This window comes from Paenibacillus sp. FSL W7-1088 (genome assembly GCF_037969855.1).
Lineage (GTDB): Bacteria > Bacillota > Bacilli > Paenibacillales > Paenibacillaceae > Paenibacillus.
On sequence record NZ_CP150216.1, the window covers coordinates 3152758 to 3172912 of the forward strand.

Sequence of the window (20155 nt, forward strand, 5' to 3'; positions counted from 1 at the left end):
AGCCGTACAGACAACTCTTTTCGAAAGAGTTAAGATCTGTACGGCTTTTATTATTGCTCATTGGGTCCACCTTTATTTGATCAGCTGTGCAATCAATGAATACGCAATGATGACCAGGAAGATGATCGTAATGTGGTTAATGGAGAAAATAAACATTTTATGTGACCATTTCTTGGTTTCTTTCTTATCGAAGGTTGCCACACTAAGAATAAGCCAGGCCAGGCTTACCAAAAACGCAACAATGGCAATAAACGGACTCATCGGCCAGAACAAGAAGCTGGAGAATAGCAACAATACCAGATAAACATTCGTCTGGATGTATGTCCGTCTGATTCCTTTTACAACAGGAAGCATGGGAACACCAGCCGCTTTGTATTCATCGAATCTCCGAATGGCAATGCCATAGAAGTGAGGCATCTGCCACAACAGCATGGTAACGACCAAAGCCCAAATTTCATAGTGACCCAGCTCAGGTGAAATGGCTGCCCAACCAATGAGTGGAGGAACAGCGCCTGAAAGACTTCCAACTTCCGTATTGTATACCGTTGTCCGCTTGGTCCACATCGTATAAGGGAACACGTACAACAGCAGTCCCAATATGCCGAATACGGCAGCCGAAGGGGAAGCGATATACAACATGATGCCCCCGATAATCGTAATGGCAATACCGAGGATCAAACCTGTTTTGGTATCTACACGACCAGTTACCGTTGGACGTGTTTTGGTGCGTTCCATGATCGCATCGATATCCCGATCATACAAATTGTTAAACACCCCGGCCGCTCCAATAATCAGGGAAGACCCGATAACAGATAGGATAATGGGTACAATATTTGCTAAAATAGATGCATCAAATACATACAAAGCCAAACTTAAACCGGCAAACATGGCGATCAGATTGGATTTGATGATTCCGATCTTGATCGTATCAAAAAATACTTTCGGAATCGAGCTAGTGTACTCCAGGCTGATTTCGGACCGTGCCCCTTTATTCAATGTTTTCAAGAACTCACTTCCTATATCTATACTTATATATCTCGTGGTTTTATTATAGCACTCAATACAGTATGTGAATTAATTAACGATTTAGTATTTAAAATAATGTCATTTGATTGTGAACAATTTAAAAACAAGGTTTTTTTTAATTGTTAAAAATGATTTTCTGTGATACAGGTCATTGAAACCGAATAGCAGGGATAACAAGAGAAGCATATTTTTCTTGCATGTTGAGCTTTATTTGTTTATTGTAGATATAAGAGATCCTTAATGGTATTAAGTGATCTCGTCTTGCATTGTTTCTATTAAAGAACAGCTGCAGGAGGCAGGATGTAATCAGTATAGGTTTTTTTTGTAACAATAAAGGACATTGAATATCTGGAAAGGGTGTTAAATATGGATCAAAAGATGGATGTATTAATTATAGGCGGAGGACCAGCGGGTCTTAATGCTGCACTTGTACTAGGACGAGCTCGCAAACATGTTGTGGTCATAGATGATGAACGTCCCCGTAATTGGGTTACGCGTGAAACACACGGTTTTCTGACAAGAGATGGTGCAAGTCCACGTGAATTTCGGAAGGTTGCGAAAGAACAGATTAGCGCTTACCCGTCCGTTCATTTTGTAGGGGACACAGCGACTTCAGTGACAGGAACAGATGGTGATTTTCAAGTTACAACGGCCCAAGGAGTCGTCTATCACACGAAGAAAATTTTGTTTGCAGTAGGGAAAAAAGACCTGCCGCTGGATATTAACGGGTTGAAAGAGGTATATGGCAAGAGTGCTTTTGTCTGCCCTTATTGCGATGGATGGGAATTAAGAGATCAACGGCTTGTCATCATTGTGAATGGAGCCAAGGCATTTCATATGGCCAAGACGATCTCGGGCTGGACAAGCCAGTTTACCATTTGCACGAATGGACCTGATGAATTGACGGATGAGCAGCGGGAGGAATTGAAGCAGCATGGTGTCCCGGTATGGGACTCTCCAATTCAATCTATTGAATCAAGCGATGGTATGGTGCAGCAAGTGGTGTTAGACGATGGTACCGAAATCTCGTGCACGGGGATTTTCTTTGGACCGAAACTAACGGCTGGATCAGAACTGCCGCAGACGATAGGCTGTGAGGTTACGGATGCGGGTACAGTCGTTGTAGATGATTTCGGCAAAACAACCGTACCGGGTCTGTTCAGCGCTGGAGATGCAGCATCGGAGTTGTACCAGGCCATTACTGCGGCGTCCCTTGGTGCATTAACCGCTGTAACGATCAACAGTGAGCTAAATATGGAAGCCTGGGATGAGCGCGGTAAACATCTAAACCCATAGAATAACGATGTACAATTTCATCTTTCAAGATATACTGCTGCCTGAAGGGCATGATTTATGAAGAAGGCAGGCCCAGTATTCGAAGACACGTTAAAAAGGAGGCGGCAATAGCCGCCTTTTTCTTATGTCGAAAAACAGCCGCTGATCTGGAGTTCTCAACTAGATCGGCGGCTGTGTTAATTTGGCAGATACGATCTATTGACAAAGAAAAATTTTTGACGCAATATAATAAAATAACTTTATAAAGTATATAAATAAAGTAGTTCACTAGCATTATTGTGTTCATTTACTTTTAATTTATATGCAGGGAAGGGATCTAATTATGGCAACTTGGTTTCTTATCATTATCTACCTTGCGTTTATCAGTTTGGGGATTCCGGACTCCTTGCTTGGTTCGGCATGGCCCGTCATGTGGTCTGAACTTGGCGCTTCGTTTGGGTCAGCAGGAATTCTGTCGATGGTCGTTGCAGGGGGAACTATCGTCTCAAGCTTGGCTAGCGGCACGGTTATTCAAAAATGGGGAACAGGCAAGGTTACGTTAATTAGCTGTTGTTTGACCGCCGGAGCACTCCTTGGATTTTCCTTCGCACCTTCATTGGTATGGCTCGTCATTCTTGCCATTCCGCTCGGTCTAGGGGCCGGTGCCGTGGATGCCGCACTGAATCATTATGTCGCAGAGCATTACAAAGCACACCATATGAACTGGCTGCACTGTTTCTGGGGTGTTGGCGCGACGACAGGGCCGATTATTATGTCGTATTACATTGCGGAACATCATTCCTGGAGAAGCGGGTATACAGCTGTAGCCGTGGTCCAGTGCTGTCTAGTCCTGATTTTGTTTGCCACGTTGCCGTTGTGGAAGCGTGTTGCTGCAAGTCGGGAGAGTGCGAGTCTGAACAACGAAACAGATCATGTGCAAGCAGACAACACGTTAGTACAGCGTGAGGATAGACCCGAACGGAATGTATTGAAGATTAAGGGAGTCAAAAACTCCCTGATCGCATTTCTGTTTTATTGTGGCGTCGAGACGACGGTCGGTTTATGGGGAGCCAGCTATCTGGTAGGAGCAAGAAATATCTCGGCAGAAACGGCTGCAGGATGGATCTCCTTATACTACGGTGGTATTACGATAGGAAGGTTGATTACAGGCTTTATCACATTAAAAATAAAAAATCGGGTATTAATTCTGGCGGGTCAAGTGACCGCCATTGTGGGTGGAGTCATTTTATTGCTTCCATTATCGATTTCGTTTGCGCTGGCTGGATTTATGCTGATTGGATTGGGGCTTGCACCCATCTATCCCGGACTTCTTCATGAAACTCCAGCTCGATTCGGCAAAGCGAATTCTGCCCGATTAATGGGATACCAGATGGCACTGGCATACACAGGAACTACATTGCTTCCTCCGCTTTTTGGCGTGCTTGCTGCGAAAACCAATATCGGCTTTTTCCCGCTGGTTGTACTTGTTTTCCTTATCCTAATGCTAGCCAACTCAGAGCAAGTGAATCGTATTTTGAAAAAGAGGATTCTAAATGGGTAGAGCTAGTAGGGGTGTAATAAGACTTAAACATCCCATTTAAAAAATGATACACAAAAAAAGCGAGGAACTACTCTCGCTTTTTTTTGTTGTGTGCAGAATCACAGAATCATTGGCATAAGATAGGATCAATCAGCTTCAATCGGAAGGGCGTTACGTACAGGATATATGGGCTGGTAAACGAGCCGTAAATTCAGCTAAAGGTCTGTACGTGAGCAACTTCTATGAAAGTGTGAGCTGATTTTAGAAGATAAAATGATTTTTGATGCAAGTCTTAAAGAACTTTTTTCGAAAATGAGAGATGGAAAATAGAGGGCATACGCCCTCCAATGAAATTTAAGTTTACTCAATTCCAAAGAGAATCTTACCGTGAATCCTGAATTGTTGCAGAGCTATTGTTGGCGCTCAAATCAGTAAGTGGGTCGAAAGGAGGTCCTGTTATTGTGCCTACAAGCAGTGCGATATCCACGGCATTTACTGGGCTGCCCCATGAATTTCCAGAGAAGACCATGATGGCCTGATCATTAACAAATCCTCTGGTGTTATAAACAACATTGCTAATAATTTCTCCGGTTGTATTCGGGTTAAAATAGGCTGGCTGACGCAAAGAATAAAAAATATTATTTCTTACAATCAATCCGGTCATGTTTCCGATCTGGGTCACGAGCCCCCGATTGACGACCCAACCTGAGGAGGGGCCTGCTTGAGGTGGGCCAAATATCGTATTATTTTTTACGGTATGATTGGTCCCGCCTAATTGAATAAACTCAACAGCATAAGGGTTATCACTCGTGATCGTTAATCCGTCTACAGTTACTCCGCTTCCAATGATGGTGAAAGGGATGACAGCAGCTTGCAAAAGGATGACTGTACTTGGATAACCTTTTAGCGTTATTCCAGCTTTATTAATGGTAATATTCGTAGTGATGGGGTATGTTCCACCAAGAATATGAACAGTACTCGTTGGAGATACCGCAGTTACACCTTGTTGAATCGTTCCAAAAGGACTGGCCTGCGTTCCATCTCCACCCACCGCGCCTTGCAAAACATACACATCAAAGGGATTGGGTTGAACTGTACCCGTAGCTCCCGTAGAGCCAGTAGCTCCAGTAGCTCCGGTACCAGTAGCTCCAGTGGCTCCTGTGGCTCCTGTAATACCCGTCGCACCAGTTGCACCTGTAGGGCCTTCTGGGCCGCCAGATGGACCTGTATCACCTGTGGGACCTGTTGCCCCCGTAGCTCCCGTAGCTCCTGTCGAGCCGGAAATACCCGTCGCTCCGGTAGGGCCCGTCGCACCAGTTGGGCCAGTTGCTCCTGTCGCTCCCGTATCTCCGGTAACGCCTGTTGTCCCTGTGTTTCCTGTTGCCCCCGTAGCTCCTGTAGCTCCTGTCGAGCCGGAAATACCCGTCGCTCCGGTAGGGCCCGTCGCACCAGTTGCGCCAGTTGCCCCTGTCGCCCCCGTATCTCCAGTAACGCCTGTTGTCCCCGTGTTTCCTGATGCCCCCGTTGCCCCTGTGTTTCCTGTCGAGCCGGAAATACCCGTCGCTCCGGTAAGGCCCATTGCCCCCGTTGCACCTGTCGTACCGGTATCTCCAGTGAGACCCGTCGCACCTGTTACTCCTGTAGAGCCTGTAATTCCTGTTGCACCCGTAACTCCTGTCGAGCCGGAAATGCCTGTAGTCCCGGTAGGACCTGATCCGCCGGTCGCTCCAGTCGTTCCTGTATCTCCAGTAAGGCCCTTCGCACCTGTAGAGCCCGTAGAGCCTGTGACCCCTGTCGCACCCATAAGTCCTGTTGCGCCAGTCGTTCCTGTCGCTCCAGTAGCTCAATAGAATTCTCGCTGCCAAATAATTCGGAATAAACGAGTCGGTGAGCAGCAACCAAAGCACCGATACTGTTTTTACCCCAAATCGAAACTAAATTGTCCTGGGGGGATGCTCCCGTAATAGTAACAACGTACTCGTAGCTGCTAATATTGGCAAAATAATCTCGAGTAGCTACTGCACCGGGTAAGATCGTAAATTGTTCACTTACATATAAAATCCTGCTGGTAGTTAATGAATATCCTTGGATGAGTATCGTTGCAGCATTCACAGTATTCTGATTTTCAATTTTAATTGAAACGGTCTGGGTAGGCCTTACCCCGTTTACAGGACTATTATCAATAGGGCCAGTAAGCAAGACTGCCAAATTTTCTCACTCCTTTTCTCACAATGGAATTAAGTGTAATTCACACTGATGTATGTTTATTCGGATATGTTGAAAAGTTCACTGTTTTCACAGATCTGAGTGCAAAAAAAGCGATAATGAGAAAAAAATAGTTATACATATAGAAACTAATATGAAAATGCTTTCATGCGAATCAGCCTAAATAATAGGGTTGACACTAGTTTTCGAAACGGTTTTAATTATATAGACCGATTGTTATAATTCATTTAAGGATGTGGCTTTATTGAGTGAAAAGTCTAATGCTAGAGAACTCATCGTCAGCACAGCAGCCAGACTGTTTTTTTCACAAGGATATCATGCGACCGGTCTAAATCAGATTATTAAGGAGAGCAGTACGCCAAAAGGCTCGTTATATCATTATTTCCCACATGGCAAGGAAGAGCTCGCTCACGAGTGCATTCAAAAAGCCAATGAAAACATTCTGCAGAAGTTTGAAGAAGTGTTTGCTGCTCATGATAATACGGGGGATGCGATTCAGCAATTTATTCATGACTTGGCGATTGAAACGGAAGCGGCAGGTTTTACAGGTTTTCTTCCATTTAGTTTCTGGGCAGCCGTGGAAACCTCATGTATCAGTCATCAATTGCGAATTGCCTGTCAGGACGTATTTGCCGGATGGCAGCGTATCATTACGAAACATCTGATTTTGGATGGCATAGGTGAAAAGAAAGCACAAGAGATGGGACTACTCGTCATTTCCTTAATGGAGGGCGCGTTGATTATCAGCTTGACCAACCAGGACAAACAGCCCTTGCTGACGGCTGCTGATTATTTGTCCGTTGTGGCGAAGAATGCAAAAGAGAAGCAATAAGCTTCGTAAAGAGAAATAGAAATCGTCAGATCGTTTGAGGAGGATGGGATCGTGGAGGCTTCCATGAAGGCTGGTTCTGTACAGGATCAACAAGAAACAAAACAATATAAAGTATTTCCGATTTTATTCGCCATGCTACTTAGCGGTTTTATTGGTCTGTTCGGTGAAACAGCACTAAATGTGGCATTGACACCGCTTATGGGCTTGCTCGAAGTGGGACCAACGACCATTCAATGGTTAACAACAGGTTATTTGCTCGTTTTGGGTATTTTGGTGCCGGTTTCCGGTATGCTGTTACAATGGTTTTCAACGAGACAGTTGTTCACAACTTCTCTGATTTTTTCGATTGCAGGAACGCTAGTTGCTGCTATTGCACCGAGCTTTGAAATTCTGTTGGTGGCGCGGGTATTGCAGGCTGTAGGTACGGCTCTGTTACTGCCACTAATGTTCAACACCATATTGGTTATCTTCCCGATTGAAAAACGTGGCGCTGCCATGGGATTGATCGGTTTGGTTATTATGTTTGCACCAGCAAGTGGTCCGAGTATTTCGGGTCTGATTCTGGCCAATCTGAGCTGGCACTGGATTTTCTGGATCTCCTTGCCGTTCTTCATTATTTCATTGGTATGCGGCTTGCTGTTCTTACCGAATATTTCGAATTTGACCAAGCCCAAAATTGATGTTCTTTCCATTGTACTTTCCACACTTGGTTTTGGTGGCATCGTGTACGGATTCAGTAGTGCAGGAGGACATGGGGATAGTGGCGGTGGCTGGACCAGTCCTATCGTTGTAGCCACATTGGTTATCGGAGTATTATCTTTGCTGCTGTTCAGCATCCGTCAATTGCGAATGAAACAGCCGATGATGGATCTGCGGGCGTTCAAATATCCAATGTTTACAATCGGCTTGATTCTGATCTTCCTTTGTATGATGATGATGTTGTCATCCATGCTGATCCTGCCGATGTACCTGCAACAAGGTATGGCGGTTACGGCACTGACTGCCGGTCTGGTACTGCTGCCAGGCAGCTTGCTGAATGGATTCTTGTCCCCGGTTATGGGACGCCTGTTTGACAAATTCGGTCCGAAGTGGCTTGTGATTATCGGTCTTGCGATCGTAACTGTTGTACTCTTCATGTACACAGGAATTACTCCAACTACGACTCTGAGCAAAATTATTACGCTGCATGTGTTTATGATGATCGGTATTTCAATGATCATGATGCCTGCACAAACCAACGGCTTGAATCAATTGCCACCTGCATTTTATCCTCACGGAACGGCGATCATGAATACATTGCAGCAGGTATCGGGAGCTATTGGTACAGCTGTTGCGGTAAGTATACTGAGCGCAGGTCAGACCCGCTTCTTGAGCGGTGTGACAGACCCTGAGAGTCCAGAAAATCAGTTGGCAGGTTTCACATCCGGTGTACAAAATGCATTTGTTTTCGCACTGGTTCTTGCTGTCATTGGACTGATCATTTCGATCTTTGTGAAACGAGTGAAGGTCGGTGCTCAGCAGGGACAACAAGGTCCTATGCATTAATTGAAAGCCATATATGAAATGAAACGATGCTCTCTCTACAACAGGAGGGCATCGTTTTTTTGTACCTTGACATGAAACGGGTTCCAACCATTAGAGTGAAAATAAACCTGCTAGGTGGATAGAAAAAATCTTGATGATGAAAGCAAATAGTTCATGTTCTGGCGAAATAGTATATGTTCATATGAAATTTTAAAGATAATATAGAGAGTAGATTAATAATAACGGATAGAAGAAAACGTTTTAGAATATATTTTATAATCAAGGAGACGTCTTTATGAGAATTGTTAAATCTGTACCTGCGAATATTGAACATCTGCTAGATCGCTATGAGAAAAATGGTCATCTGACCATGCAAGCTTCGCTAATGGGAAAACAGTCGGTAGTCTATCGTTTACAAGAATACTGCCTTAAGGTGTATACACCTCGTGGAAAAGTGGATGGAGAATTGGAGTGTGAGGCGCTCTTGTCATTGCAAAACAACCCTCATGTTCCTGAATTGTATGCGTACGCTTCTGGGAATTTTGTGCTTACAGAATGGATTGAAGGATTCAATCTGAGCGAGTATCGTGCAACGTACGGACACATACCGCACAATCTGATATATGATCTGTTTTCAACAGAACTTCAACAGATTCAGGCAGGTTATCGTGATTGGGACGTCATTCGATATGAAAATTTGTTATGGACTGCAACAGGGGAGGTCAAGCGAACTGATTTTTGGCTATGTGAACCTGTCAGTTGTATGCGGTTGCGGGAGCGATTACAACATAATATCATTCGGAAAATTGAGCGGATTTACAGCGGCGATGAAACTGATCTGGAGGAGGTCGTGCATTATTTTGATCGACACGGTCTTACGACCACGGAGGTCCAAGAGGCCTTAGCACATTTCAGATCGCATACACCGAGAATGGCCTTAGCACAATAACGATTTTAACGAAATAAAAACCCTAACGATTACCCGAATCGTTAGGGTTTTATGTTGAAAAAATGGTATTGCTTTTTTAACGTTTCCTTGTACTGCTTATTCAATGTTGGTTCAGGGAGTCTATTTCTTGACCAGTTCCAATATTTCATTGGCAACAAGATCCGGGTGATATTGATGAATATAATGCTCGGTATCCTTAACAGTTACATGTTTGGAGTGTTCCGACCAGGATGTAAATTCAGCCTGCGTTTTATCCCATTCTGGTTCACTTGCTCCGAAGTAATCTGCGGTCAGTATGGTAAGCGGAAACGGGAAGGGCTTTTTGTTATCAACGACAACTTTGGCATTGGCAGACATTTCACGTAACTCATCCACCGTGTTCGCATTCCCATAGTTGTGCAACAGCGCAGTGGTATCCAATTTCTTCAGATTATCGGGCACAAGTTTCAGCTCATTACGATTGGCATTGGAGGCTTCCACAACAGCGTCAGACTGTAAACTCAAACGAAGCAAACCGGTTTTGATCCGGAATTGGTTCATGAAGCCACCAATCACACTTGCCGTATCGCTAGTGTCATTGGCGTAATGTTCTGGACTTCCACCATCAATCATGACAATACCTTGTACTTCATCCGGATATTTTTGCGCAAACCGGAGCGTTTCCAACGAGCCGAGGGAGTGCCCCACCAGAACGTATGGCGGTTTTTGCCCAGATACCTCTAATAACTCGTGCAATTCATCGGCCACAGTATCGACATCACGTTTTTTGTCGGTCCTATCGCTATAACCGTATCCAAAGCGATCATATACAGCGAATTTTGTATTGGGAGCGAGCTTTTCATATAATGGATAATAATCCACATAGGGATTAGCAGTACCCCAGCCGGAGGCAAGTACTACAGTTACATCACCTTCTCCACCAGTGTATAAATGCATATTGTCACCATGTACCTTGTACAGCTTTCCAGGAGGGACAAGTATTTTTGCGTCCTCTCTCGCACCCACTTGTTGGTAGATGAGACCGGTACTCAGGAGCAATAGAACGATCACGAGGTCAAATATCAAAAATTTAACGAATCTCTTGCGCCACTTTTTCATGTTCTCTCACATACTCTCTGTTGTATTTTCTCTATCATATATGCCCAATCTTATTGGAGAGAAAACAGAGTCTTAATTCCACCTTAATTATTTTTTTTAATAGTTATTAGTGATATAGTCCTGTGGAGATGCTCGTCGGTGGGCTTTAAATCTTCGACGTTCAACCTCTTCAAGGCAAATTGATTATAAACGAGCAATGATTTAATATAAAGGCTAATATTACTCCTGTTTTACTCAAGATTGAATTATTGCTTGAATGACTGATTATAGAGAACAGAAGGTATGAATAATGACAAAATACGAAAATCAGGTACCGACATCGGCAAGTATGAGCTTCAGCTCCCTTGTGAGCATGTTGAAAGATTCCATGCGGAGAAGTATAGAGCGAAGACCTGCGGGTGATATTCCTGTGGAGAAATATGAACCAGCGGAATCGCTGCATGTATCCGATCATCCACAGGTGACATGGTTCGGTCATTCCGCATTTTTGCTTGAGATTGAAGGACACAGATTGCTCTTTGATCCGATGCTGGGCAACCGTCCATCTCCTGTATCCTGGGCGGGTACGAAACGATACAGCACTAACCTGCCGATTCAACCCGAGGACTTTCCAGCCTTGGATGCAATCATTATATCGCATGACCACTATGATCATCTGGACTATTCCTCCATCCGCAGATTGAAAAATAAAACACAGCGATTTATCGTCCCCCTTGGCGTGCGTCGAAGACTGATTCAACTGGGTGTGCCCTCGGAACAGATTACCGAACATAACTGGTGGGATGAGCTATCCTTCAAAGGTTTGACATTAGCCTGCACGCCGGCGCGACATTTCTCGGGCAGGGGGTTGTTGGACCGCAATTCGACACTATGGTGTTCGTGGGTTATTGCTGGACAAGAAACGAAGGTTTTCTTTAGCGGCGACAGCGGATACGGTCCTCATTTTAAGGAGATCGGCAGTAAGTATGGACCCTTTGACCTGACCCTGATGGAATGTGGACAATATGATGAGCGTTGGTCCAACATTCATATGATGCCGGAAGAAACGGTACAGGCACACTTGGATGTAAGGGGAGGGCTGCTCATTCCGATTCATTGGGCCGCATTTACGCTTGCTTATCATGCCTGGAACGAGCCGGTTGAACGGATCACCAAGGCTGCACATGCCTTGAATGTCTCCATTGCAACGCCCAAAATCGGTGAGAAGGTTGTACTGCATATGGGAGCTTACCCAAGCCAACCGTGGTGGAGATCAAACTAGGTAATTTGAAATAAATAAAATAGCGTCCAACTCATGAGAGGGGAGGACGCTTTTTCTCTTGCATTTATTTTAAAATGGATAAAGCGCTATAGATGAGCAAAACACCCATCACGATATTAAAAGGACGCTCATATTTCAATAAAAAGCTCTGAAATAACATACCGCATAACCCCCAAGTCATATTGGCACTAATGCCAATGATGGTTAGAAGCAACGAAAATGCGATCATATGAACATGAGAGTCTCCGAGAGGCATAACAAATACCGAGATGGCCGTAAGACCATACAGAATGACTTTGGGGTTGATGAATTGCAGGGTGAAGCCAAAGAGAAACGTAAAACGATTGACCTTAGGATCTTTGGCATTCACAGGTTTACTTCGCATAATTTTGATCCCCAAATAGATCATGTATACACACCCCAATATGTTCAGGACCGGTTTGATCCTAGGGATGTATTGATGCAGAATAAGGTTGAAATAACTGGACAGAAACATAATAAGCAGGCAGCCAGCTGCTACGCCGGCAATAAACGGAACAATTTTTTTGAAACCTTCGTTTCTTGCATGCGTCATGGCGATGATGTTGTTGGGACCCGGAGTGAATGAAGCCACAATTGCGTAAGTCAGTAACGGTAAGATATTCATAAGTCCTCCACATTTCATTCTTCTTGTATGTTATATTTAAATGGAATGTACGTTATAACGCACGTTCTTTATAATTGTACAATATGTACGCTATATAGCACAATATAATTTTTCAAACAGAGGTGACTTAATAATGAAAAACATTAATGTTGTTCTGGCACAGAATCTGAAGCAGCTCAGGGAACAAAGAAAGCTTAGTCTGGACAAGGTTGCCGAGATGTCGGGAATCAGCAAGACGATGCTTGGTCAGATTGAAAGGGGTGAATCCAACCCTACAATTGCGACAGTCTGGAAAATTGCAAACGGCCTGAAAATTTCTTTTACCGCCTTGATCCACGAGCCGAAGTCGGATACTACAGTTGTAACTGGCAGTGATATTCAAGCATTGATGGAGGATGAGGGGAAGATTCGCATTTATCCGCATTTTACCTTCGAAGAGGGGCGGCGTTTTGAAATGTACATGATGGAAATGGATGAAGAGTCTTCTTTGAATGCTGAACCGCATATAGAAGGGGCAGAGGAATTTATTACGGTTTTTGAAGGAGAAGTAACGATTCGGGTTGGGGAGGAGGATTATACGGTAAAACAAGGGGAGTCGATTCGTTTTCGCGCGGATAAGGCTCATGGCTATAAAAATTCGGGAGCCTCTGCGAATAAATTAAGCATGGTCATTCATTATTCAAAGTGAAATGAAATAAAACGCCAATACAACAGTCTGTGAATTCGACCGATAGATTGGCGTTTTTGTTATTTCAAATCAATTCCATGCGTAAGGCTTTGAATAAATTAAGGCTTTTCTTTTGCCAGACGCTGAATTTCTGTAGAGGTTAACGCTTTATCATATACTTTTACGTTATCCATTGAGCCTTTATAGAAGGGATCGGCTGTATAGCGGCTTTTGCCCAAATAAGCTTCCGTTACTTGCAGATTTTTCGGGTTAAACGTGATTTCCGTGCTGCTTGCTACGACTTTTCCATTCACATACAACGTGCCGGTATCTCCTTGAAGGGTAACTGCGACATGCACCCATTGGTTGGAGGGCAGCGGTTCAGCAGCAATCAGGCTCTGATCCTGTCCCTGATCATGAATGGTGAATTGTAGAGCTCCGGTATGCTGGGCAGGAGTAAGGAACATATGTCGGGTTAGGCCATTTCCATAGTCGAAAATTCGCTGCCAGGCTCCGCCGCCACTCCAGTTGACCCATGCACTAAAGGTAAAATCGTTCGTGTCGGTAATGATTCCGGGCAGCTGGATGTAGCCGTCGGTTCCATTAAAAGCAGCAGCCTGATTCTTGCTGCTAATAGCAGAAGTCACCACATTAAAGGCTTGTCCATGATATTTATTTTTGCTGAAATCCTGTGCGATTTTGGCAAGTTTCTTTTGTTCAAAAGTATATTCTCCAAGCAAAGGACTAACCGCTTGCTGTGGAATGATAACGTTAAACGTTTTGGAGCTTACCGCACTACCTTTGCGAATCGTTGCCGTTAATGCCACCTTGGCATCTCCCTTACCCGTGCGAGGACGATTCACTACTCCGATAGCTGACAGCGCAGAGGTGTTGGAAGATTTCCACGTAATCTCTGCATCACGAGTTCCTTTGGTCGGGAGGGACAGGTTGAAGAATATGTTCCCTGTGTCGCCGATGCTCAGATCTTTTTTAACCGCATTGACAATATCCTGATCCTTCAGTGCAGCCATCTGACTTCCCCAGATTGCCACGCCAGAGGAGGAGAGAGCGCTAAAGGTCAGAATCGTCTTCTGGGAATCTGGCTCCCATTCGTGCGTGAAGACACCTTTATACACAACATTATTCGATGTGATTTGCACCTGATTGTCTGCCTCAAGACTCCATGTTCCTGTCACCGCACCACTGATCTGCCCATCTGCTGAGAACTGAACAGTCTGTGAAGATTTGATCTCGGCCGTGATTTCCTTCCCGTGATTTACCCATTTGTACTGACCAGCAATCTCGTGGGTTGTCAGTTGGGCAGTGTTTTCTTCTAGTGCCGCATAGCGGTAAGGAGAAACGACAGGCCATCCTTCCGAGTTCATATGCATCTCATGTACGCGGACTTCATGCTCTTCTCCGCGTCCTGGAAAGCGGGAATGGAAGATCAGAAATTGTTTTCCCGTTTCAGCGTCAACATAAGCGGAGTTATGTCCTGGTGATACATAGCCGATACCTTGACCTGTGCCTGGGTCACCGATCTGTCTTTGAAACAGGAAGTTTCCCAGTAATTTGACGCCAAAAGGCTCGATCGAGCGGTCATCAAACAAGGGTTTGTCCTTGTCCGCCTTGACGTTAATCATATCGTTTCCTTCAGCATCGAGGAAAGGGCCGTCAGGTGTTTTGGAGCGAGCTACCCGAATATTATATCCCCCGTCAGCACCCAATCCGCCATAGGACAGATACAGATAATAATAGTCGGTTTCGGGACTATAGAGCATATAAGGTGCTTCAATTCGGCTGTGATTGCCTCCGGTCAGTTTTTTGCCATAACCCTGATTAGGAAGAGGTTTCCCCGTCGTTTCGTCCATCTCCAGGATGAAAATCCCCCCGGAATAGGAACCGTATACCATCCAGAGCTTGCCGTTTTTATCGAAAAATACATCGGGATCGACCACATTCGGATGTATGGTTGCATCATATATGGTGCCATCCTCACTGATCTCATCCCACATGCCGGATTTGAGCAGAATACCCTGATCCTTATAAGGCCCCTCAATGTTGTCTGCCACAGCAACGCCTAACGCTGAGCGGGGAGAGTCCCCTTTGCACGCATTATAGTACATATAGAATTTGCCATCCGCCAACTGGATGACATCTGCTGCCCATAACGTATCCGTCTGCGCCCATTGCAGGGCTTCAGCGAATTCCTTGGTTACATTAGGGACAACAGGGTTGTCATCCGTAACTCCGGATGCGACCGAATCCCAATTCATCAAATCCTTGGACTTTGCCACTTGAAGATGTGAACCAAAAATATAAAAGGTATCACCCACCTTAATAACGGAAGGGTCATGAACGGAAACATTCCTGAATGCTGGAACCGCATTTTCAATGGATGTGGAAACTTGCGGGCTGGAACTGATTGCCCCCGGACTGTCCGCGAATACGGAGACAGGAGCCAAAGCTGTTGTCGTAAGTAGTGCAGAGCTCAGTAAAGAAATGTGAAGTACGCTTACCCAATAACGTTTCATACGTTTCCCCTTTCCCAATACCTGAAATGAAAAATAACCCTATGCATTGCCATAAACGTTATTTGGTCGGGCAGCCCTCCTTTGGGTTCTCATCAATTATCAAGCGCTTTCATTTGATATATTATCAATCAATTTATATGTTTGTAAACCATAAATATCAGGGTTAGAGTGACTTTAAGATGGAAAGGGAGATAGGCAAAAGGTCGATGTATTCGAAATAATTCCTATCATACAAAGGATTTTTGTGATTTTGGGATTGAAATCTTTACGCGGAATAAGATACTATACGATTAGATCATGTGTTTATAAATTTATTAATCAATTTATATTTATACGAATTAAAGAAGACTTACCTACGATAATTTATGCTACATAGGAGGAATGAACATGACTACATTTCATAATCAACTAATTGCACACTACAAGTTTGAAGATGCAGCCGACATTGGCAAGGATAGTTCAGGGAACGGGCACGTTGGAGCAGCTGCAGGAGAGAAATCGCCCCACATTTCTGAAGTGAATGGCAGATGGGCGGTAACTTTTACCGGAGGATCAAACGGAACATCCTATTTGGAGCTGCCTTCGAATTTGCTGCAAAATGTAAGCGACAACACCGGAGTGACAGTTACAGCATGGGTCCATTTGGGCAAGGGATCAAACGTGTGGGAGCGGATTTTCGACTTCGGTAAAGGTGAGAAGGGTCCTTATTTATTTCTGACTCGTCAGATGCGAGGCACGTTATATGCAGGCGATGATCTGGTTGTAGACCCGGGACGCGGATTTGCCAGTGGGGAATGGATGCATATTGCTTTGTCCGTAGCTGGCAGTCAGGGCGGTACACGCAGCAGTGCGGGTCCCATTGTATATGTGAATGGTGAGAAGGTGGCTGACGGTTCCATCAGTCAGACATCCAGTGGCAATTATGCCAAGCTGCGCAGATGGTTTGATTCGTTCATAGATCCAGCGAATTATAGCCGCAATTATATTGGACGCTCTCAGTATGCGGCAGATGTGGACTTTGCAGGCTCGCTGTCCGATTTTCGGATTTATCAGGCCGCTCTGTCCATGGATGAAGTGATCGAAGTCATGTGCGAGTCCCTGACGGATGAAGAGATCGTGAAGCTGGCAGGAGATAAATATTTGTCTGCTCCAGCCCGGATTATTACCAAAGATGTGTCATTGCCTTTAGATTTACTGGGGGGCAAGGTAAATGTTCAATGGAACTCAAGTCAGCCAGAAGTTCTGTCAGCGAATGGAGCAGTTCAACCTCTAAGCTCGGCACAGGAGATTCGTTTGAACGCACTTTTAACCAAGGGTGGAATTACGCTGAAGAAAAGTTTCGATGTGTCTGTTGTTCCAGAACACCTTCCGCCTTATACCGTGACCATCCATGGGGACCAGCAGGTGACGGATATTAGTGAAGTGATGTATGGCCTGTTCTACGAGGATATCAACAATGCAGCAGATGGGGGAATCTATGCGGAGTTGGTTCAGAACCGCTCGTTCGAATCCTTTGCATTCGATACGTACTCGCATGACTCTGGCGAATGTGGTTGTTCGACAGGCCGGAACCGTGATCCTTTGTTTGCCTGGTCCGGGGATACTGAGAAAATGATCGTACAACATACCGATGGATTAAACACTCATCTTCACGTGGAAGACCCGGAAGTGAACGCTTATTATGTAACGGTTCAGACGGGTGCGACCATTCGAAATCGCGGATTCTCGGATTCCAATCAGCATTGTGCCATGTCCATCCAGAAAGGGGAGGCATATGATTTTACCGTCTGGGCCAAGGCAGTATCCGCGGGGACGATTACGATTCAATTGCAGGACGGTAACGGTGAAGCTATCAGTGATTCAGTTACGCTGCAAGTTGAGGGTGGTAACACATGGAAGAAGTACGGGATTGCCTATTCCGATACCCGCGTCCTTGTAGCCCATGCCGAGATCAGCGGTCATGCAAGTGGCAGCCATGTGTTGACTCATCCCAATTCTTCACATAGCTATAGCCCCCATTCGAAAGTGACCCTGACCGGGACGGAGACCGCGCTGGGGCAATTGGCACTTACCTTTGAAGGAGACATTTCCATCGACATGGTGTCGTTGATTCCTCAGAATGTATGGGGAGCCGATCCGAAAGAGCAGGGTGTATCCGCTTCAGCACATGCCAACTACACCGGGAATCCGAACTATCGACTCCGGAAAGATCTGGTTCAGGCCCTTGTCGATCTGCATCCGAAGTTTCTGCGTTTTCCGGGGGGCTGTATTTCCGAAGGTTCGTTCATTTGGGACAATGTGTATGACTGGAAGGATTCGGTTGGAGCGGTGGAGCTCCGCAAAGAAAACTATAACGTCTGGGGTTACATGATGACGATGGGTCTCGGCTATATGGAGTATTTCCAACTGGCAGAAGATTTGAATGCTGCTCCGGTTCCGGTCATGGCCTGCGGCGTTCTGTGCCAGGCTCGTTCAGATTACGCACATCCTGCGGGTGGCGCTTTGAGGGATTATTATATCCGAAACTTTACAGACCTGATCGATTTCGCGCTCAGCACGGATATTGAACATAACGAATGGGCTGCCATCCGAAGCAGCATGGGACATCCTGAACCATTCGATTTGCGTTATCTTGGCGTGGGCAATGAGAACTGGGGAACCGAATTTTTTGCCAACTTTGAAGTCTTCAAGACGTCAATAGATGAGTATATGAAACGTAATTATCCTGATCATGAGCTTCATATCATATCGACAGTTGGCGCCCAGGCAGACGATGATGCGTACCAACAAGGCTGGAAATTCCTGAGCGGCAATCTGACCGGATCAGCTCAGGTGGCTTTTGCAGATGGCAAAGAGGTCATCGAAGAGACGGTCACTTGGTATGAGAACCAGGACAACTATATGGATACCATTGCGGATGAGCACTACTATCGCTCCAATGACTATTTGCTGAACAACGTGGATCGGTACAACTATTATGAGCGGGCTTATCATGAAGACGGCAGTATGGATTGGACAGAGACATCCAAGGTATTTGTGGGAGAATATGCATCCACGGACAAAAATACACTGGCAGGTGCGATCGCAGAAGCGGCGGTCATGACCGGCTTTGAAAATAATGCGGATGTTGTTCGCCTGGCTGCCTATGCGCCGCTGTTCAACAAAGTACTGACGGACGGCACCTATCGCTGGACGCCAGACTGCATCTGGTTTGATGATGAAACGGTGTGGTACACACCCAATTACTATGTGCAGCAGCTTTTTGCCAAATATGTGGGTGAACAGGTGCTGGGCACTTCATTTTCAACGTACAGCAAGGGTCAACCGATAGCACTCATTCCACGTGGAGGCATCGAGATTGCGACAAGCAATGCGGACATTGTGGTGAAACGGATTACGGTCACATCGAACCAGGATGGCAGCGTGCTGTTTACAGAAGATTTCAGGCAGCAGACAGCGCTGAATGAGGTGTGGAATCAGATTCCGGGATCGGCAGGATATACGCTGGAGACGGGAAAAGGACTGATTTTAAAAGCGCAGTCAAGCGGTCTGAATGGGTTATATTTACTGAATGATGAATGGTCGAATTATAAAGTGGAAGTCGAGGCGGAGCGCATAGCGGGTGAGGATGGCTTCACCATCGGTGTTGGATTGACGGATATATCACCTGAGAAAAAGGATGTCATCGAGTACGCAATTGGATATGGCGGCAATGCAACGGGAGTCAAAGTATATAAACAAGGTGTAGAAGGATACACACTCGGTGATTATTCTTCCAGTTCCGCGGCGGGTAATCTCCGGGCAGCCAATTATGAACCGCTGGAGAACGATACGAATTATACGATTACGGTCAATTATGGTGGTGACACAGGGAAGAATCTGATCTGCTCGTATACCGATGGTCACACGACCAGTCGAATTCTGGATTACAAGCTGGAAGCGTACAACCGGGACGTATTTCACTCCGTTACGAGGGATGCGCAGCATGTGTATGTGAAGCTGGTGAACGCAGACGGGGTGGACAAAGCAACCCGAATTTGCCTTCAGAATCTGAGCGTTACCTCTGTTGCGAAATGGATAACACTTGGCGGAAATGAAGAATTGTTACATGTGCCTAATGTGAACCAGAGGAATGATGAGAAAATTGTTCCACAAGAACAAGTGATACATCTGCAGGAGGATTCGGTTGTTTTGCAGCTTCCTGCTCATTCGGTCAATGTACTGGTTATGGATGTCCAGAACTAATTATATAAGTTGAACCAGTATTTTTCACGCAAAGTCACTACGTGGTCAGAACCATCTTCCGATCGCTGTTATCCCCAGATTTTTTTGAATCCCTTATTTAAAAGGGGAAATCCGGTGATAAAGGCGAACGCTTCGCTTCTCCAGATTCCTTCTGACCTCTCCGTTATCGTGTAAATGTCTAGTACAAATTATATAGTTAATATCTCAATAATAACCTGATGCAGCCTTAGAACCGCGATACTCGCGGTTTTTTGGTGTTTCGGGAAGAGAGTCAACAAAAGATACCTAAAGTAAATAGCCTACACTATTGCCGATTCCTGACGGATTCTATA

The 20155-nt window shown here is 45.2% G+C and carries 12 protein-coding genes and 1 pseudogene; 8 read left to right on the forward strand and 5 right to left on the reverse strand.

The annotated features are described in order from the left end of the window. Positions 1-72: 72 nt before the first annotated feature. Positions 73-1005: a heme o synthase gene (cyoE, locus tag MKY42_RS14440; protein WP_179264991.1), complete on the reverse strand. Its 933-nt coding sequence runs from the start codon at positions 1003-1005 to the stop codon at positions 73-75. A 387-nt stretch (positions 1006-1392) separates the two neighbouring features. Here cyoE and MKY42_RS14445 point away from each other — a divergent pair, with 387 nt between their 5' ends. After that, entirely contained in the window at positions 1393-2322 is a 930-nt protein-coding gene (locus tag MKY42_RS14445; RefSeq protein ID WP_179264990.1) for an NAD(P)/FAD-dependent oxidoreductase, read from the forward strand. A gap of 322 nt (positions 2323-2644) precedes the next feature. Beyond that, complete coding sequence (locus MKY42_RS14450) at positions 2645-3862, forward strand: MFS transporter (protein ID WP_179264989.1); 1218 nt, start codon at positions 2645-2647, stop codon at positions 3860-3862. 361 nt (positions 3863-4223) lie between these two features. Here MKY42_RS14450 and MKY42_RS14455 read toward each other — a convergent pair. Next, positions 4224-5681, reverse strand: a pseudogene (locus tag MKY42_RS14455) (collagen-like triple helix repeat-containing protein); the annotation flags it as partial. Between the two features lie 630 nt (positions 5682-6311). On the opposite strand from MKY42_RS14455, the gene MKY42_RS14460 reads away from it, so the two are divergent. The 3 genes from MKY42_RS14460 (at position 6312) to MKY42_RS14470 (ending at position 9372) form a co-directional block, all read left to right on the forward strand. After that, positions 6312-6899 carry a TetR/AcrR family transcriptional regulator gene (locus MKY42_RS14460; RefSeq protein WP_090897234.1) on the forward strand — a complete coding sequence of 196 codons (588 nt, stop codon included), beginning with the start codon at positions 6312-6314 and terminating at the stop codon, positions 6897-6899. 63 nt (positions 6900-6962) lie between these two features. Continuing rightward, positions 6963-8444 (forward strand): DHA2 family efflux MFS transporter permease subunit, encoded by a 1482-nt coding sequence (locus MKY42_RS14465; protein ID WP_090902243.1) that lies wholly within the window; start codon positions 6963-6965, stop codon positions 8442-8444. Between the two features lie 274 nt (positions 8445-8718). Next, a complete protein-coding gene (locus tag MKY42_RS14470; protein ID WP_090897237.1) occupies positions 8719-9372 on the forward strand; it encodes a hypothetical protein in 654 nt (217 codons plus the stop codon). Positions 9373-9492: 120 nt separating this feature from the next. Here MKY42_RS14470 and MKY42_RS14475 read toward each other — a convergent pair whose 3' ends face one another. Beyond that, the gene (locus tag MKY42_RS14475; protein WP_339851953.1) at positions 9493-10422 is read right to left on the reverse strand and encodes an alpha/beta hydrolase; all 930 of its coding nucleotides are present in this window, start codon (positions 10420-10422) and stop codon (positions 9493-9495) included. Positions 10423-10759: 337 nt separating this feature from the next. On the opposite strand from MKY42_RS14475, the gene MKY42_RS14480 reads away from it, so the two are divergent. Then, positions 10760-11731, forward strand: a complete 972-nt coding sequence (locus MKY42_RS14480) for an MBL fold metallo-hydrolase (RefSeq protein WP_090897245.1) — start codon at positions 10760-10762, stop codon at positions 11729-11731. Positions 11732-11795: 64 nt separating this feature from the next. On the opposite strand, the gene MKY42_RS14485 is transcribed toward MKY42_RS14480, so the two are convergent. After that, complete coding sequence (locus MKY42_RS14485) at positions 11796-12377, reverse strand: LysE family transporter (protein ID WP_179264987.1); 582 nt, start codon at positions 12375-12377, stop codon at positions 11796-11798. A 133-nt stretch (positions 12378-12510) separates the two neighbouring features. Here MKY42_RS14485 and MKY42_RS14490 point away from each other — a divergent pair, with 133 nt between their 5' ends. Further along, positions 12511-13065, forward strand: a complete 555-nt coding sequence (locus MKY42_RS14490) for an XRE family transcriptional regulator (RefSeq protein WP_076288336.1) — start codon at positions 12511-12513, stop codon at positions 13063-13065. A 98-nt stretch (positions 13066-13163) separates the two neighbouring features. Here MKY42_RS14490 and MKY42_RS14495 read toward each other — a convergent pair whose 3' ends face one another. Continuing rightward, positions 13164-15578 carry a family 43 glycosylhydrolase gene (locus tag MKY42_RS14495; protein ID WP_339851960.1) on the reverse strand — a complete coding sequence of 805 codons (2415 nt, stop codon included), beginning with the start codon at positions 15576-15578 and terminating at the stop codon, positions 13164-13166. A gap of 387 nt (positions 15579-15965) precedes the next feature. Here MKY42_RS14495 and MKY42_RS14500 point away from each other — a divergent pair, with 387 nt between their 5' ends. Then, positions 15966-19823 carry an alpha-L-arabinofuranosidase C-terminal domain-containing protein gene (locus MKY42_RS14500; RefSeq protein ID WP_339851963.1) on the forward strand — a complete coding sequence of 1286 codons (3858 nt, stop codon included), beginning with the start codon at positions 15966-15968 and terminating at the stop codon, positions 19821-19823. Positions 19824-20155: the final 332 nt, after the last annotated feature.

Excerpts from the sequence above, each read along its gene's own strand:
- MKY42_RS14445 (WP_179264990.1), top strand. The coding sequence starts at position 1,393 with ATGGATCAAAAGATGGATGTATTAATTATAGGCGGAGGACCAGCGGGT.
- MKY42_RS14450 (WP_179264989.1), top strand. The coding sequence starts at position 2,645 with ATGGCAACTTGGTTTCTTATCATTATCTACCTTGCGTTTATCAGTTTG.
- MKY42_RS14465 (WP_090902243.1), top strand. The coding sequence starts at position 6,963 with ATGAAGGCTGGTTCTGTACAGGATCAACAAGAAACAAAACAATATAAA.
- MKY42_RS14470 (WP_090897237.1), top strand. The coding sequence starts at position 8,719 with ATGAGAATTGTTAAATCTGTACCTGCGAATATTGAACATCTGCTAGAT.
- MKY42_RS14480 (WP_090897245.1), top strand. The coding sequence starts at position 10,760 with ATGACAAAATACGAAAATCAGGTACCGACATCGGCAAGTATGAGCTTC.
- MKY42_RS14485 (WP_179264987.1), bottom strand. The coding sequence starts at position 12,377 with ATGAATATCTTACCGTTACTGACTTACGCAATTGTGGCTTCATTCACT.
- MKY42_RS14490 (WP_076288336.1), top strand. The coding sequence starts at position 12,511 with ATGAAAAACATTAATGTTGTTCTGGCACAGAATCTGAAGCAGCTCAGG.
- MKY42_RS14495 (WP_339851960.1), bottom strand. The coding sequence starts at position 15,578 with ATGAAACGTTATTGGGTAAGCGTACTTCACATTTCTTTACTGAGCTCT.
- MKY42_RS14500 (WP_339851963.1), top strand. The coding sequence starts at position 15,966 with ATGACTACATTTCATAATCAACTAATTGCACACTACAAGTTTGAAGAT.